At 70.6% G+C, this 15918-nt stretch carries 13 protein-coding genes; 6 read left to right on the top strand and 7 right to left on the bottom strand.

The features are described from left to right. The first annotated feature begins 441 nt into the window (after positions 1-441). Positions 442-993 carry a winged helix-turn-helix domain-containing protein gene (locus ACFY93_RS04825; protein ID WP_391353629.1) on the top strand — a complete coding sequence of 184 codons (552 nt, stop codon included), beginning with the start codon at positions 442-444 and terminating at the stop codon, positions 991-993. Between the two features lie 200 nt (positions 994-1193). Here the strand turns inward: ACFY93_RS04825 and ACFY93_RS04830 are convergent, their stop codons facing one another. From ACFY93_RS04830 to ACFY93_RS04840, 3 genes are read right to left on the bottom strand one after another with little or no spacing between them, the layout of a single operon-like run. After that, positions 1194-2465 (bottom strand): hypothetical protein, encoded by a 1272-nt coding sequence (locus tag ACFY93_RS04830; protein WP_391353631.1) that lies wholly within the window; start codon positions 2463-2465, stop codon positions 1194-1196. Between the two features lie 38 nt (positions 2466-2503). Continuing rightward, positions 2504-3772 (bottom strand): ATP-binding protein, encoded by a 1269-nt coding sequence (locus ACFY93_RS04835; protein WP_391353633.1) that lies wholly within the window; start codon positions 3770-3772, stop codon positions 2504-2506. Next, entirely contained in the window at positions 3763-4485 is a 723-nt protein-coding gene (locus ACFY93_RS04840) for a winged helix-turn-helix domain-containing protein (RefSeq protein WP_391353634.1), read from the bottom strand. The genes ACFY93_RS04835 and ACFY93_RS04840 overlap by 10 nt, the downstream gene beginning before the upstream one ends. On the opposite strand from ACFY93_RS04840, the gene ACFY93_RS04845 reads away from it, so the two are divergent. From ACFY93_RS04845 to efeB, 3 genes are all read left to right on the top strand, one after another. Beyond that, the gene (locus ACFY93_RS04845) at positions 4477-5430 is read left to right on the top strand and encodes an IS481 family transposase (protein ID WP_391353635.1); all 954 of its coding nucleotides are present in this window, start codon (positions 4477-4479) and stop codon (positions 5428-5430) included. The genes ACFY93_RS04840 and ACFY93_RS04845 overlap by 9 nt on opposite strands. A 383-nt stretch (positions 5431-5813) precedes the next feature. Then, positions 5814-7844 carry an iron uptake transporter permease EfeU gene (gene efeU, locus ACFY93_RS04850; protein ID WP_391353636.1) on the top strand — a complete coding sequence of 677 codons (2031 nt, stop codon included), beginning with the start codon at positions 5814-5816 and terminating at the stop codon, positions 7842-7844. A gap of 56 nt (positions 7845-7900) precedes the next feature. Continuing rightward, entirely contained in the window at positions 7901-9184 is a 1284-nt protein-coding gene (gene efeB, locus ACFY93_RS04855; protein WP_391354128.1) for an iron uptake transporter deferrochelatase/peroxidase subunit, read from the top strand. A gap of 126 nt (positions 9185-9310) precedes the next feature. Here the strand turns inward: efeB and ACFY93_RS04860 are convergent, their stop codons facing one another. The 3 genes from ACFY93_RS04860 to ACFY93_RS04870 all read right to left on the bottom strand — a co-directional run bounded on the left by ACFY93_RS04860 (position 9311) and on the right by ACFY93_RS04870 (position 12682). Continuing rightward, complete coding sequence (locus ACFY93_RS04860; protein ID WP_391353637.1) at positions 9311-10561, bottom strand: MFS transporter; 1251 nt, start codon at positions 10559-10561, stop codon at positions 9311-9313. Positions 10562-10756: 195 nt separating this feature from the next. Then, entirely contained in the window at positions 10757-11686 is a 930-nt protein-coding gene (locus ACFY93_RS04865; protein ID WP_391353638.1) for a hypothetical protein, read from the bottom strand. Between the two features lie 156 nt (positions 11687-11842). Then, on the bottom strand, positions 11843-12682 hold the full coding sequence (locus ACFY93_RS04870; RefSeq protein ID WP_391353639.1) for a hypothetical protein: 840 nt from the start codon (positions 12680-12682) through the stop codon (positions 11843-11845). 91 nt (positions 12683-12773) lie between these two features. Here ACFY93_RS04870 and ACFY93_RS04875 point away from each other — a divergent pair, with 91 nt between their 5' ends. Further along, complete coding sequence (locus ACFY93_RS04875) at positions 12774-13808, top strand: sodium-dependent transporter (RefSeq protein WP_391353640.1); 1035 nt, start codon at positions 12774-12776, stop codon at positions 13806-13808. Between the two features lie 7 nt (positions 13809-13815). Here ACFY93_RS04875 and ACFY93_RS04880 read toward each other — a convergent pair whose 3' ends face one another. Continuing rightward, the gene (locus ACFY93_RS04880; RefSeq protein ID WP_391353642.1) at positions 13816-15135 is read right to left on the bottom strand and encodes a histidine kinase dimerization/phospho-acceptor domain-containing protein; all 1320 of its coding nucleotides are present in this window, start codon (positions 15133-15135) and stop codon (positions 13816-13818) included. A 158-nt stretch (positions 15136-15293) separates the two neighbouring features. On the opposite strand from ACFY93_RS04880, the gene ACFY93_RS04885 reads away from it, so the two are divergent. Further along, positions 15294-15914 carry a hypothetical protein gene (locus tag ACFY93_RS04885; protein ID WP_391353643.1) on the top strand — a complete coding sequence of 207 codons (621 nt, stop codon included), beginning with the start codon at positions 15294-15296 and terminating at the stop codon, positions 15912-15914. Positions 15915-15918: the final 4 nt, after the last annotated feature.

Here is a 15918-nt window from a genome sequence, read left to right on the forward strand (position 1 = left end):
TTGCACGCTAGCAGCAAAAGGCCGGGTGCCGATCAGGCGTTGGTCCTAGGACCGCGGTCGCGTCGCACAGTCAGGGGGCGTTCCACCGTTGGAAGAAACTCGAGATCACCTGCCCGCAACGGCACCGCCGGAGCCCCGCGTTGACGCTGAGGCGACACGGACTGCGCTGCACTCCGGCCGCCTGCGGTTACTGGCCCTCCTCTATGCCTGCGAGCGCCACCTCTCCCCCGCGGAAGCCTGTAGGTGCGGGCCTTGACCGCGGAGTCCTTGGCGAGCTTGAAGATCCGGGCGCTGTGCATATATGACCGAAGTGTCCAGTCACAGGCGTGTCGACTGTCGTTGCGGGACAGCACCTGCAGGTACCGAGCCACAGGGCGTGTCCCAATAGGGGCCTTGCCGAGTTTCAGGCGCCATCACGGTTCAGACCGCCCGAGCGGACCGGTGCCGTCCACCCAGCACGTCACCGGACGGGACCTCGCCCGCACCCTGCGCGCCCGCTTCCCCGACCTGCTGATCGTGATCCCCACCGCTCCCACCGACGACATCGACGTCATCGCCGGCCTAGACGCAGGCACCGACGACTACCTGGTCAAGCCCTTCAGCCTCACCGTTCTGCTGGCCCGCCTCTGCGCCCACCTGCGCCGACAGACCAGCACGTCGCAACCGCAGCCCCCACTACGGTTCGGCGACCTGGTCATCGACATCACGTCCCGCCGCTGCACCCTTCATGACACGGAGATCGCCTTGCGGCCGAAGGGATTCGACCTGCTCGCCCTGCTCACCAGGAACCCCGGCATCGCCATCTCGCGAGAAACGCTGATGGCACCGGTGTGGGACGAGAACTGGTTCGGCCCACCAAGACCCTGGACGTCACCATGGCCGGCCAGCGCCGACGTCTCACCCAGGCCGCCGCCTCACATCGCCACGCTCCGAGGGCGTGGCTACCGCCTCGAGCGCTGCGGCTGGAGCGATGGGGCCGGGACGAAGAGTTGACTGGCCCTCGCCTGCTCGCGCGTTAGGGCCTGCACTCATTCGGCCCCCGCCATCCGGTCAGCGACCGCCCCACGCGAGGCTGCGGCCGCATTGCGGTGTCCGAAGCTCCCCGGCGTGTGCCGAGGAAGCGCGGTTCTCTGCGCTGCCTCGGCACACTGAGCCCGTCGGCCGAGTGGGCCGGTCGGGCGCTGTGCGGTCTGTCAGCCCATGTCCGTCAGGAGGGCATTCAGTTCTTTCTCCTGCTGCGCAGGCGACATCGGCGGGTTCGAGTGGTCGATGCCGAACGTCTTGAGCATCTTGTCCATCTGGGCGTCGATGGAGGTCCAGCCGGTCTGGTCCAGCGGCTGCAGCGACGCCTGGTCGGCGTCCCACAGGTCACGCAGCTTCTGGGCGGCCGCGTGGGCCCCGGTCTCGTTCCCCGAGCGTGCGTCCTTGAGCGAGGTGGAGGCGAGGGTCTTCAGCGCGGCGACCTTGGCGGGCGGGAACTTCTTCACCGCCTGGCCGGGGGCCATCTGGACGGCGGAGGTGTTGTCCTCCTCCGGCGCCGGGCCGACGTGCGGCTGGCCGTGGGCCCAGACGAGCAGGCCCGCGGTGGCGACGGCGAGCAGTCCGAAGCCGGCCAGCGCGACGCGCTCCTTGCGGGGGTCGCCGGTGGTGTGTGCGGCGTGGGTCGCCTCGTGGGTCTCGGTCACGTCAGAGCGCGTCACCGTCAGGTAGATCACCGTGGCCAGGATGAGGCCGAGGAAGATCAGGCTGGTAGTGAACGTGCCCGGGGCGAGGCCGCTCGGCTCGCCGGGCTGGGCGACCTTCGGGGAGGCGAGCCAGTCGCCGATGTTGGCGCCCAGCGGGCGGGTCAGGATGTAGGCGAGCCAGAAGGACAGCACCGGGTTGGCGCCGAACTTCCACAGCGCGGTGATCGCCGCGATGAGGCTGAGGGGCAGCAGGACCGAGACTCCCGGGCTCCAGCCGGTCAGTTCCAGGGTCCAGTCGCCGGTCGCGGTGCCGAGCGCGAAGGTGACGAGCACGGCGAGCCAGTAGAACGACTCCCGCGGAAGCGTGGTGACCGAGTGGATCGACAGGGTGCGCTCCCGCGCCCACCACACGCTGAAGACCGCCGCGAGCAGCACCGAGAAGACCGCGGAACTGATCCACAGCGGCACGTTCAGCTGGTCGGTCAGGATGTCGGTGTACAGGGTGCCGGTGACGCTGACAACGACCACGGTCAGCCAGTATGGGAACGGGACGTACCGCTTCAGCCGCAGCTGGACGGCCAGGGCCACCACGAACACCGCGGTGAAGATCCAGGCGGTGTTCATCAGGCCGACGCCCAGCTTCATGTTGATCCAGTCGGCGAAGCTCTCACCGACGGTCGTGCACAGGACCTTGATCACCCAGAACCAGATGGTGACCTCGGGAACCTTGTTGAGCATGAGACGCCCACTGCGCGCGCGTGCTTCCGTTGTCGTTGTCATGCGGGGAGGTTTACGCGGGGAATCTGCACATAACCTGACTACGCGGCTGCACGGGCGGCCGGGAGTGTCATCTCGACGTGACCGCGGCCGTCCGCGATCGCGCGGACCTCCACACCGGCCGAGGCGGCGATGCGCCGGACCACTGGCAGCCCCAGCCCGTACCCGTCGCCACCGGTCACCCCCACTTCGAGAACCCGGTCGACGTCCGCGGGATCGAATTCGGGGCCGTCGTCCAGGACATCGACCACGATGGCCTCGCTCTGGTTGCGCGCGGTGATCCACACCCGGGACTTCGCATGCCGCAGGCCGTTGTCCAGCAGGGGTGCCAGCAGCGACACGGCGACGTCGGCCGCCACGGCGACCTCGACCTTCGAGGGGAAGGCGACCTCGACCGCACGGCCGGCGATCGCGCGCCGTGCGGCGGAGCGCAGGTCACACCGGGTCCCCTCGTCCGTCCGTGCGCGCGCGGCGCGCAGAAGCGTCGTGATCGCCGTATCGAGGCGGCCGACCTCGCTCAGTACCGCCTCCGTCGGCACCGGCTCGCCGGACAGCTGCGCCAGTTGCGCCTCGGCCCGCAGGACCGTGAGCGGTGTCCGCAGTTCGTGGGCGATCTCATCGGTGAGCCGGCGCTCGTCCGCCAGCGCGTTGTCGACGCGCTCCAGGAGATGGTCCAGGGTCCGCCCCAGTTCCCCGAACTCGTCGCGGGGGATGCCGAGGTTGAAGCGGCGCCCGGGTTCGTGCTGGCCCCAGTCGTCGGCGAGGGCGGCCATCTCGTGCACGACCCGCAGCGCGCGGCGCACCACGAGGTGTGCGACCCCGCCGGCGAGGAGGATCGTGAGGCCGCCCAGTATCAGGGACAAGGTCAGGCTGCGCTGCTCGGATGTCTCGTAGGGCGTGAGGTCCACCCGGGCGATCACCATGACGTGGTGGCCGTCCATCGGGACCTTCCGCGCGTACAGGAGGTAATCGTCGACCGTCGCGGTCTGCGGTCGCCCGGAGTCCGCCAGCTCCTCGACGCGATCGACCAGGCTCGGCGGGACGTTTCCGTCGATCAGGCGGCCGTCGGCATGCACCCAGGCGACCTCGTCGAGCGCCTCGCTGCTGCTTTCCGTGAGTACGACACGGCCGCCTTTGGCGGTGACGTTCGCCGCGAGGGCCTCGGCGCGAGTATGTGCCAGGTCGTGCGCGTCAGCGTCCGTCACCCGGCTCAGCAGTACGTGCGAGACCACGACCAGGATCGCGACCACGGCGGTGGCGATCAGCACGGTGAGTGCGACGACCCGCTTACGGAATCCCGTCACTGCCATCGGTAGCCCACGCCGCGGACGGTCGCCAGACGCTCGGCCACACCCAGCGAACCGAGCTTCGCCCGCAGCCGGCGCACATAGGAGTCGAGGGTGTTGTCGCTGACCTGCGCCCCGTGCGGCCAGCCGGCGGCGACGAGGGCGTGGCGGCGTACCGCGTCGCCCTGCGAGGCGATCAGGCGGCCCAGCAGCCGGAACTCCGTCGGGGTCAGGCTCATGCTCACCGAATCGTAGGTCACCACGTGCTTCGCCGGATCGAGGACGACCTCGCGCGGTGCGGGCGCCACGGTGGCCCGGCGCAGCAGCGCCCGGACGCGGACCAGCAGTTCCGGAATGTCGAAGGGTTTGGTCATGTAGTCGTCGGCGCCGGCCTCGAAGCCGCCCACCTTGTGATGCAGGCCGTCCAAGGCGGTGAGCATCAACACCGGCGCGTCGACGCCACGAGCCCGCAGGGCCAGGCACACGTCGCGGCCGTCGGCGTCCGGGAGCCCGAGATCCAGGACGACCAGATGGGGCGCCGGTGCGAGCTGCCGCAGCAGGCTGTCGGCGGTGGCGGCGACCGAGACGGTGTGGCCGTCGTGCTCTAGGTGTTCTGTCTCGGGAGGTTGTGGACGGGTGAGCCAGGTCTCGGTTGAGGGATCTTGAACGGGTGAGGGCCTTCCGGTTCGGTGTGGATTGCGACGTCTACACCCGACAGAAAGGCCCTCGTGCCCCACCGTAATGCACCCCTGACCGAGACCGGACGGCTGCGTCTGGCCCGCTGCGTGGTCGAGGACGGCTGGCCCCTGCGCCGCGCCGCGGAACGCTTCCAGGTCTCGCCGACCACGGCCCAGCGCTGGGCCGACCGCTACCGGCAGTTCGGCGAGGCCGGGATGAGTGACCGCTCCTCCCGCCCGCGCACCAGCCCACGCCGCACCCCGACCCGCACCGAACGCCGGATCATCAAGGTCCGCATCCTGCGCCGCTGGGGCCCGGCCCGCATCGCACATCTCCTGCGCCTGGTGCCCTCGACCGTGCATCGGGTGCTGACCCGCTTCGGCCTGGCCCGCCTCACCCACCTGGACCGGGCCACCGGCCGCGTCATCCGCCGCTACGAGCGCGAACGCCCCGGCGAGCTGGTCCACGTCGACATCAAGAAGCTCGGCAACATCCCCGACGGCGGCGGCCACAAGGTGCTGGGCCGCCAGGCCGGCCGCAAGACCCGTTCCGGGACCGGCTACAGCTACCTGCACACCGCCGTCGACGACCACTCCCGCCTCGCCTACAGCGAGATCCACGCGGACGAAAAGAAGGAGACCGCCACCGCCTTCTGGACCCGCGCCCAGGCGTTCTTCACCCAGGCCGGCATCACCGTCGAACGCGTCCTGACCGACAACGGCTCCTGCTACCGCTCACGCGACTGGCGCGACCTGCTCACCACGGCCGGGATCACCCACAAACGCACCCGCCCCTACCGCCCCCAGACCAACGGCAAGGTCGAACGCCTCAACCGCACCCTGCTCGACGAATGGGCCTACGCACGCCCCTACCGATCAGAGCAAGAACGACGCGACGCGTTCCCGCAATGGCTCCACACCTACAATCACCACCGCGGACACACCGCGCTCAAGGGCCAACCACCCGCCAGCCGCGTCCCCAACCTCACAGGGCAATACATCTAGGGCGCGCTTGAGGACGCCGCGGACCGCCGCGTCGTCTTCACACACCATGATGAAAGCCACCAGCTGACCCTAGATACTCCCGTCCCAGTTCTCCATCTTCCCTGGTCAGCCGCTGAGGGCGGGGAGCAGGCCACTGTTGACGGCCCCACGTGCGAGCTGACCCGCATAGAGCCATACGGTCACAGGTATCGACGCCTGTCGCACCTCGAGGACATGCTGCGGCAGCCTACGCGCACGGCCGCAAGCTGCTCCCGGGTTTTACCCCCGCATTACTGTTCCATGACCATCTGACTACAGGTCTGTAGTCATGATGGTCCAGCCTTAGTTAGGGTTGCCTACGCTAATGGGCGTTGCTCGTACGGAGGCCGCCCGGGGAGGGGCGCATGTGGGATGACGCGTTTCCGAGTTTCCTGATCGGGCTGCGGGAGGGGCTCGAAGCGGGACTCATCGTCTCCATCCTCGTCGCGACCCTTGTGCGGGCGGATGCCCGCTCCCGGCTGCCGCAGGTGTGGACAGGCGTACTCGCGGCGATCACGCTCGCCATGAGTTTCGGCGCGGTCCTCACCTTCACCGCAGCCTCCCTGTCGGCGACCGCGCAGGAAGCCTTCGGCGGCACCCTCAGCGTGATCGCGGTGGCGTTAGTCACCGCCATGGTGTTCTGGATGCGCCGCTCGGCCCGCAGCCTGTCCGGTGAGATAAAGGAGAAGGTCACCGGAGCCCTGGCCATGGGTTCGGGTGTGCTGATCCTCACCTCCTTCCTCGCCGTGGGCCGGGAGGGTCTGGAGACCGCGCTGTTCCTGTGGACCACGGCCCAGGCGGCCGGCGAGTCCTCCGGCCCTCTGACCGGCGCCGCCATCGGGCTGATCCTTTCGGCCGCCCTGTGCTGGGGCCTGTACCGGCGGGTCCTGAAGATCAACCTGACGAAGTTCTTCACCGCCACCGGCGCGGTCCTGATCGTGATCGCGGCCGGCGTTCTCGGTTATGGGCTGCGCGACCTGCAAGAGGGCGGAGTGCTGCCCGGCAAGGCGGCGTACGCCGTCGACCTGAGCGGCAGTATCGACGCCGGCTCCTGGTACAGCACCCTGGTGCAGGGCGTGTTCAACCTGACGCCGGCCATGACCTGGCTGCAGGTCTTCGGTTACGCCGGCTATCTCGCCGTGGTCATGACGCTGTTCGTGCGCGGCCTGCGCGCCACGGCGCCGAAGCCGGCCTCCGGCAGGGCGGCACCGGCCCCGGACGCCCCGACGCCCGCGCGGCGCCGCCCTGCCTGGGTGGTTCCCGTCGCCGTCGTCACCGTCCCCGCGCTCCTCGCGGGCCTCGCCGTCGCCTTCGGCCGCCCCAAGCCCGCCGCCGCCCAGACCGTCGCCGTCTCGGAGAAGGACTGCGGCGAGGGTTTCACCGCGCCCAGGGCCGGCCGGCAGACCTTCCAGATGCACAACACCGGCGACAAGACTGCCGAGGTGTACCTCATCGACCCGGCCACGAACGCCGTCTACGGCGAGATCGAGGGCCTGGCCCCCGGCACTACCCGCGCCCTGGTGGCCACCGTCGCCGGCGGCACATACGCCTGGTGGTGCGTACCCAGCGGCGGCACCGCGGTCACCTCCGAGGCCGTCCGGGTCACCGGTGGCGGGGCTGCGAAGGCGGTCGTCCCGGTCTCGGAACACGACCTCTCCGGCCCGCTCGCGCAGTACCGGACGTACGTCGACGAGGGCCTGGCCGCTCTCGTGCCCCAGACCCGCACCCTGGCCGACGACATCAGGCACAACCACCTCGGCAAGGCCCGCACCGACTGGCTCACCGCGCACCGCACCTATGCCGCCCTCGGCGCCGCCTACGGCACCTTCGAGGACTTCGACCAGAAGATCGACGGAAGGGCCGACGGACTGCCGGACGGCGTGCACGACAAGGATTTCACCGGCTTCCACCGCATCGAGTACGGCCTGTGGCACGGCGAGCCCGCCACCTCGCTCACCGCGCCGGCCCAGCAACTGGCCGCCGACGCCGCCGGCCTGCGGAAAGCCTTCCCGCACCAGGACTTCGACCCGTCCGACCTGCCGCTGCGCGCCCACGAGGTCCTCGAGAACACACTGCAGTTCGAACTGAACGGCGACACGGACGAGGGCAGCGGCACCAACCTCGCCACCGCCGACGCCAACCTCGCCGGCACCCGCGAACTGCTCACCGTCCTCAGGCCGCTGCTCACCAGCCGCTCTCCGCACCTGCTGACGACCGTCGACGCGGACATCGCACGGCTTCAGAAGCTCCTCGACTCCGCCCACCATGGCAGCTACTGGACCCCCGTCGGACAGCTCGACGCCACCCCCCGCGCCCGCGTCAACGGGGCCACCGGCCAGCTGCTGGAGGATCTTTCCCCCGTCCCGGACCTGCTGGAGATCCGGAAGTCCGCCTGATGACCACCGCACACCACCGCATCGACGACCCCGCCCGCAGCGAAGGGAACGCAGCCATGCCGTCCGCCGAAACCCCCGCCCCGCAGGGGAGCTGCCCGGCCGGCGCCGACCGCCGCTCCTTCGTGAAGACGGCCCTCGGCGCCGGAGCAGCCGGCGCGGTTCTGGCCGGAGGCGGCCTCGCGCTCGCCGAGAGCGGCGGTGGCACCGCACAGGCGGCCGCGCAGACGGAGAACGCCGCCGCCGTCCCCTTCCACGGCCTCCACCAGGCCGGCATCACCACCCCCGCGCCGGCCGCCGCCACCTTCGTCTCCTTCACCGTCATCGCCGAAGACCGCGCGCAGCTGGTGGAGTTGCTGAAGACGCTCACCAGCCGGGCCCGCTTCCTGACCTCCGGCGGCATCCCCGCCGACCTAGGCGTCGGCGCCCCGCCCTCCGACAACGGCATCCTCGGCCCGACCGTACCCGCCGACGGCCTCACCATCACCGTCGGCGTCGGCGCGTCCCTCTTCGACGACCGCTACGGCCTCGGCACGGCCAAGCCCCGCCGCCTCACCCCCATGCGGACCTTCCCCAACGACAACCTCAAGCCCGCCGAATGCCACGGCGACCTGTCCCTGCAGATCTGCGCCAACAGTCAGGACACCGTCCTGCACGCGCTGCGCGACATCGCCCGGCACACCCGTGGGGCCATGCAGATCAAGTGGCGCATCGACGGCTTCCAGAACGCACCCCGCCCCACCGGCGCCCAGCGCAACCTGCTCGGCTTCAAGGACGGCATCGCCAACCCAGACGTCGCCTCGTCCCGAGAAAGCAACCGCCTCATATGGGTCGGGGGCGGCGCCGGCGAGCCCGCATGGACCAGGGGCGGCAGCTACCAGGTCATACGGATCATCCGCATGCTCGTCGAGTTCTGGGACCGGGTCTCCCTCACCGAGCAGGAGAAGATGTTCGGCCGCCGCAAGGACACCGGCGCCCCGCTCGACGGCGTCAAGGAGACCGATGTCCCCAACTACGCCAAGGATCCGCACGGCACCGCCATCCCCCTCGACGCCCATATCCGCCTCGCCAACCCACGCACCGCCGCCACGGACGACTCCCGTATCCTGCGCCGCGGCTACAACTACGACCGCGGAATCGACGATGTCGGCAACCTCGACATGGGCCTGGTCTTCTGCTGCTACCAGCAGGACGTCAAGCGCCAGTTCGAGGCCACCCAGACCCGGCTGATCGACGAACCCCTCGTCGACTACATCTCACCCACCGGCGGCGGCTACTTCTTCGCCCTGCCCGGAGTCCGCGACACCAAGGACTGGTTCGGCCGCGGGATGCTCACGAGCTGACACAGACTTCTCAAGCCCGTCCCCGGGCCGTACAGTCCCGGCTTTCGAAGGTGTCCGTCGCTCGATGCCCGGCCGCGCAGCGGCGTGGTGACCAGAACGCCCGGTGCCTGCTCGCACGTTCACCACTCAGTGGGCGGGCGTGGACCGCACGGCCCGGGTGAACCCCAGCACAACCAGCGCGGCGGCCTGGATGCCGGCGACGACGACGATCAGAAGGGGAACGGAGACCTCGTACAGCACCCCGGCCAGGGCGCCACCTGCCAACGCAGCCATTCCCATGATCCCGGCGAAGACGCCGTACGCGGTGGCCCGGCGGCCCACGGGGACGAGGTCGGCGACGGTGGCACGCAGCGTGGACTCCTGGACCCCAACGGCGGCGCCCCACGCCAGAGCACCCGCCACGGCGACCCCCACCGTGTCGGTGAAGGCCAGGGCCGGAACGGCGGCGGACAGCAGCGGCAGGACCACCAGAACCTGGGCGCCGAACCGGTCGTACAGCCAGCCCGTGGCCAGCGCCGCCACCGCGTCAGCCGCCATGGCCGCCGCGTACAGCACCGGCACCATCGCGGTCGGCATCAAGTGGCGGACGACCAGGTGGTAGGAGAGCACACCGAAGGTGGCGAAACCGGTCAGGGTCACGGCGGTGAAGACCGCGTAGGCCCAGAAGGCCCGTGGCAGCTTCCTCTTCTGGGACCCGGCAGGGCCCGGCTCCTCGGACGCCGCCGCGCCGACGGTCGTCTCGTAGCCCACCGGATCGGGGACCCTGGCACGGAGCCAGAGCAGCAGCGCGATGGCGGCCCCACCGGGCAGCGCGAGCACCCCGAGCGCCGGGGCGTAGTCCCCGCCGGTGAGGGCGAGGACTCCGGCCACCGTGAGCGGGCCGATGAGCGCGCCGACCTGGTCCATCGCTTCGTGCACCGCGAAGCCGCGGCCCCGGCCGGTGGCGGCGGTGGCGTGCGAGAGCAGCGTGTCCTTGGCCGGGGAGCGCACGGCCTTGCCGACACGTTCCGCGATCACCAGGGTGCAGGCCAGCCACAGCACGCCGGTCAGGCCGAGCACCGGGACGGTGGCCGCGGTCAGCACGTATCCGGCGATCGTCCACGCCCAGAAGCGGCGGCTGCGGTCGGCCAGCGGTCCCGAAGCCAGACGCAGTCCGAGCGCGGCGGCCTCGCCCACCCCCGTGACCACGCCGACCACGGCCGCGGAGGCGCCCAGATGGGCGAGCAGCGGGCCGGTGACGGAACGAGCGCCCTCGTAGACGAAGTCCATCAGCAGACTGACGCCCCCGAACACCGCCACGAACCGCCACGCCGAGAGCCCCCGGGCAGGTGGGTCCGACGGTTCGGGCGTGGCGGACGTGGTGCGGGCGGGCTTCACGAACTCCTCCCCAGGGTGTCGCGTGCCTGGCAGGCCGGACATGGCCTCTTGGACATCGGACCACCTCCTGGGGGCGCTCTCCTCTTCACCTGACGATCCGGCAAGCGCATCTTCTCTCGACACGCAGCAGTCAGGTGGGCAGGCGGGCGCAGGACACTGACCCGCACCCGCCGTACGTGCTGGCGCCTTTCGCGCTCACTCGGCCCGCTCGGTGGCCCGGTCGTACTCGCCCGTCTCCGGAGGCAGGGCCGCAGACCGGGCGAGGCTGCGACGCTCCTGAGTGTGGGCGTAACCCGTCAGGCCGACCAGTACGGCCAACAGCACAGCCGAGGAACCCGCCGTGCCGAGGTCGAGACCGCCCTTCGCGACCGGCTTGGTCAGGAAGTCGCCGGCTGTCGCGCCGAGCGGGCGGGTCAGCACGAAGGCGATCCAGAACAGGAGCACGTTCGGCACGGCGGGCACTCGCATCAGGGCCACCAGCACCAGCAGCACACCGGTCACCAGTGCCGCCCCGCCGGCGTAGCCGAGGCCCGAGCTGTCGGACAGGAAGTCGCCCATCGAGGTGCCGAGGGTGTTGGAGACGAGGATCGCCGACCAGAACAGCGCCTCCCCGCGGAAGCTGACGATGTCACGGATGACGAACTTCATTCCGGTCAGCTTCCAGACGGCGAAGAGCACGACCAGCACCGAGATCAGGATCGCCGCGCCCGCCGGGTAGCCCAGACCGAGGCCCTGCGGTCCCCAGCCCAGCGAAGCGGCGCCGCTCGAGAGGTACTTGGCGCTGGCGTCGCGGTTCATGAAGTCGGACATCGTCGTGCCGGCCATGCTGGTCGACAGGATGACCGTCCAGTAGAAGGACGGGTTGTAGCGGCAGGAGCGCAACTGAACGACCAGGGTCACCACGAAGAGCAGGAACAGGGCGATCGTGGTGAGGAAGTAACCGAGCTTCAGGGTCTGGGCGAACAGGTCGCCGGCCGTCTCACCCAGGGTCGTCGCCGCGATCTTCATAATCCAGAAGGCGAGGGTGACCTCGGGCAGCTTCTTCATCACCGACCCGGCCGTGGTCCCGGCACGTTGCTGCCCGGCGGCAACGTCTAAGTCGGTGAGGACTTCGGGATTCTCCATGGTTGGACACTCCTTCGTGGGGGGTGTGCAAGGGCACCCGTCTCCGCGAGGGGGACGGGCGCCCTGCGACAAACGGGCCGATCGCGCAAGCCAGCGCGTATGTGTCCGACCTTGTCGGTGATCGCCTGAACGCTTCCTGAACGCCTTCCGAACCGTTCAGGCCGCCTGCCCCGTCACGCGCGCGGGGTCCGCGACGTCCTTGCGGGTCACCGCCAGGTACACCACCAGGCCGAGGATGACCGCCAGGAAGAGGCCGCCGGTGACGATGGTGCCGAACCCGAGGCCGCCGTCGCCGGCCGACTGGGAGAGGTAGTCGCCGATCGAGGCGCCGAGCGGTCGGGTGAGGATGTAGGCGATCCAGAAGCTCCACACCGCGTCCAGGCCCAGCGCGAAGTGCGCGATCGCCACCGCGGCGATGACCAGCGCGAACAGGACCGCCGAGAGCCAGTAGCCCAGGCCCACGCGCTCGGAGACCAGATCGCCGCCCGCCGTCCCGAGAGCGAAGGTGAACAGTACGGCCAGCCAGTAGTACGCCTCGCGGCTGGTGGTGTCGATGCTGTGGATGGAGAGGGTGCGCTCGCGCCGGTACCAGACGACGAACGCCACGGCGAGGAGGACGGCGAACGCGGCGGTGGTCGTCTCCAGCGGCACGCCCATGTTGTCGGTGAGGTTGTCGCTGATCAGTGTGCCGACGACGCTGATGAGGGCGACAGCGAGCCAGTACACGCCCGCGCGGTACGCCTTGGTGCGGAACTGGACGACGAGGACGACCGCGAGCAGCGCGCTCATGAGCACGGAAACGCCGGTCAGGCCCAGACCGGCCTTCTCATTGAGCAGGTCGGCAGCGGTCTCGCCGCCCGTCGTGCACAGCGCCTTGATGATCCAGAAGTAGGCGGTGACCTCGGGGACCTTGTTCCAGCGCAAACGGTGGGACGAACGAGCGGAAGCACTCGTGCCCGGTTCGGCCTCGGGGGTCTCGGAGAGTCCGTAGGTCATGGGCAGGACGTTGCCAGCGGTTACCTGAACGCATCCTGACTGCCGCGCGGCTTTCCCGGCCCCCCGGGTCGGGCCTGATCACGATGGGTCCATGCACTCCCGCGCCGCGTCCTGGCTGCGACACCGGCTCGGCCGCGCCGTCGTCCTCGCCTACGCCCTCGCCCTGGTCCTGCCCGGACCCGGCCTGTGGCTGCGCCGTTCCCATCCCCTACCTCCGGCGCACCTGACCCTGCACACCGCACCGCTCCTGCTGTCCCTGGTGCTGTTCTCGGCCGGGCTCCAGGTCCCCGTCCGCGCGCTGGGTGCCCTGCTGCGGCATCCGAAGGCCCTGCTCGCCGGCCTCGTGCTGCACCTGGCGATCCCCCTGGCGGTCGTGCCGTTCGTCGCCTTCCTCCTGCGGCGCACCCCGGACACCGACGGCGGCAGCGGACTGCTCACCGCGATGATCCTCGTCGTGGCGATGCCGGTCGCCGCCGGGGCGACCGTGTGGACCGACAAGGGCGAGGGAGATCAGCCGACGATGGTGGGCCTCGTCCTGGCCTCCACCCTCCTCAGCCCGCTGAGCACGCCCGTGCTGCTGGCGACGCTGTCGCCGCTGCTCAGCGGCGGCTACGCGCACATCCTCGCCGACACCGGCCGGCTAGCCCAGGGCGGATTCGCCCTCACCGCCGTGGTCCTTCCCTGCGCTGCGGGCCTGCTGGGCGCACTCGTCCTGCCGACGCGATGGCTGGGCCGCCTGGTCACGACGGTGACGCCGTCGGCCATGGCCGGATCGCTCGTCCTGACCTACGTCAACGCCAGCGGCGCCCTCGGATCCATCCTCACCCGGCCACGCCCGCTGCTGCTCGCCGCCGCTCTGGCCGTAGCCGCCCTGGTCTGCCTGCTCTCCTTCGTCCTCGGCCGCGTCGCCGCCCACCTCCTGCGGCTGGAGGCGGCTACCGCCTCGTCGCTGACGCTCGCCTGCGGCATGAACAACAGCAGCGCGAGCGCGGTACTGATCACCGCGTCCCTGCCCGACAAACCGCACGTGCTGCTGCCGGTCCTCGCCTACGGGCTGCTGCAGAAGACCGCCGCGAACCGCATCGTCACCCGGCGGCGACCGGCTCCCACCGCAGCAGGCACCTGAACCCTCCTCAGCCGGCGCCCTCGGAGCCGGGCTCCTCGCGGCGTACGGGGATGAGCAGGGTGAAGGCGGTTGGATGGCGGCCGCTCAGGGAGAGTCTGCCGCCCAGGGACACGGCCAGATCGTGGGCGAGGGACAGGCCGATGCCGGAGCCCTCCCCCGCGCCGGTGCGGCCGCGGTCGAACAGCCGGGACGCATCGCCGTCCACCGCGCCCTCGTCGGTCACATCGAAGGCGACGGCTTCCCCGAGGTCGCGGGCCGTCAGACGCACGGTGCCGCGCCCGTGGACGCGCGCGTTCTCCAGCAGGACGCCGACGATCTCGGTGACGGGGGCACCGAGGACTCGAACGTCGCCCCCCGTCTCAAGGGCCCCTGCCTCCAGGCGTCTGCCGTCGCGGGCGAACAGTCCGTGCCAGCGCTCCTCGGCCTCGCGCAGCAGCTGTGACACGGGCGTGTCCGGGGCGGGCCGACGCGGCAGGCCGTGGAAGCGGGACAGGCGCAGCACCTCCTCCACCGTGCGGTGCAGGCGGCGCGTGGTGGCCAGGGCCTCCTCCAGGGCGGGCCGCAGCCGGGCGTCGTCGTCCTGGGCGATCCCCGCCTCCAGGGTGAGCTGCAGCCCGGTGAGCGGGGTGCGTAGCTGGTGGGAGGCGTTGGCGGTGAAGTCGCGCTCGTGGCGCAACAGTTCGGTCAGGCTGTGCAGCATCTCGTTGTGGGTCCGCGCGACCTGGTCGATCTCGGCGACGCTGCTGGGCGCGGCCCGGGCGCTCAGGTCGCCGGCGGTGACGGCCCGGCAGTGCCGGGAAAGGTCCTCCAGCGGCGCGGCCAGCACCCGCGCCTGCCTGCGGGCGACGAGGACCGCCACCGTCAGCGCGAGGGCGCAGACCCCGGCGAGGACCGCCCAGGCGATCAGGACACGGCTGCGTACAGCAGCCCCTGGTGAGGAGGCCCGTACGACGCCGATCACCCGCTCGGCGTGCGAGACGGGCACCACCACGACCAGGTCACCGCTCGACCGGCCGCGCACCACCTCCGCGGCCAGCGCCCGTCGCACGGCCGCGTCCCCGGTGCGGGGGCCGGTGCCAGCCCGCAGGCGCAGTGCGGGATCGTACAGGCCGAGGCGTCCGCCGGCCGGGGGCGCGGGCAGTTCCACGGGGTCGCCGGTCGCGTAGTCCGGGCTGACGCGTACGGCACCCGACAGAGCCGCCCGTTCCAGCGTGTCGCGCTGATCGGCGTACAGGGACGACCTGATCGCCAGAGCCAGCGGGACGGCGAGGAGGACGACGGCGACCAGGGCGGCGGTGAGGGCGACTCGCACCACGCGCTGTCTCATGCCCCCATCCTGCGGGCCCCCGACCGGTCCCTGGGCGGTCCGCCACGCGCTTTTGCCGTCGTCTAACCGTCGGCGTGCGGGCTGTTAACCGACGCCTCTCTAGCGTCGGTGACATGACCGGAGAGCAGTTCCCGGCAGTTCCTCGGGAGGGCAGTGGCATGTCGTACAAACGTACTTCCGCCGGCCTCGTCGCAGTGACGGTGGTCGCGGCGGTGATCGCGGGGTGCTCCGGATCGTCGTCCGGGGCGCACTCCGGCTCGGGTTCGACGGCCCCGGTGCGGGCGAATCCGGCCCCCACCGAGTCGAACCCGCCCGGGGACATCCCCGACAACCAGGTGTTCGTGGCCTACCGCCCCACCGGCGGCTTCACCGGGTTCACGGTGAAGGTACCGGAGGGCTGGGCCCGCACCGACAAGGGCGGTACGACCGTCTTCACGGACAAGCTGAACAGCGTCACCATCGCCACGGCCAACGCCTCCACCGCCCCGACCGTCACCTCCGTCAAGAACACGGTCGTACCGCAATTGCGCGGGAAGGTGTCGAAGTTCGCATCGCCGAAGGTGTCGCAGGTGACCCGTAAAGCGGGCCCGGTCGTCCTTCTCACCTACCAGGGCGACTCGGCCAAGGACCCGGTCACCAGCAAGGTGGTGCGGGACGCGTTCGAGCGCTACGCCTTCTACCGGCAGGGCCACGAGGTGGACCTGACGCTGTCCGGCCCGGTCAACGCCGACAACGTCGACCCGTGGCGGATCGTCAGCGACTCGTTCGCGTGGCGGTGAGTGC

Origin of the sequence: Streptomyces sp. NPDC008313, from assembly GCF_042956125.1 — a bacterium.
Taxonomy (GTDB): Bacteria; Actinomycetota; Actinomycetes; order Streptomycetales; family Streptomycetaceae; genus Streptomyces.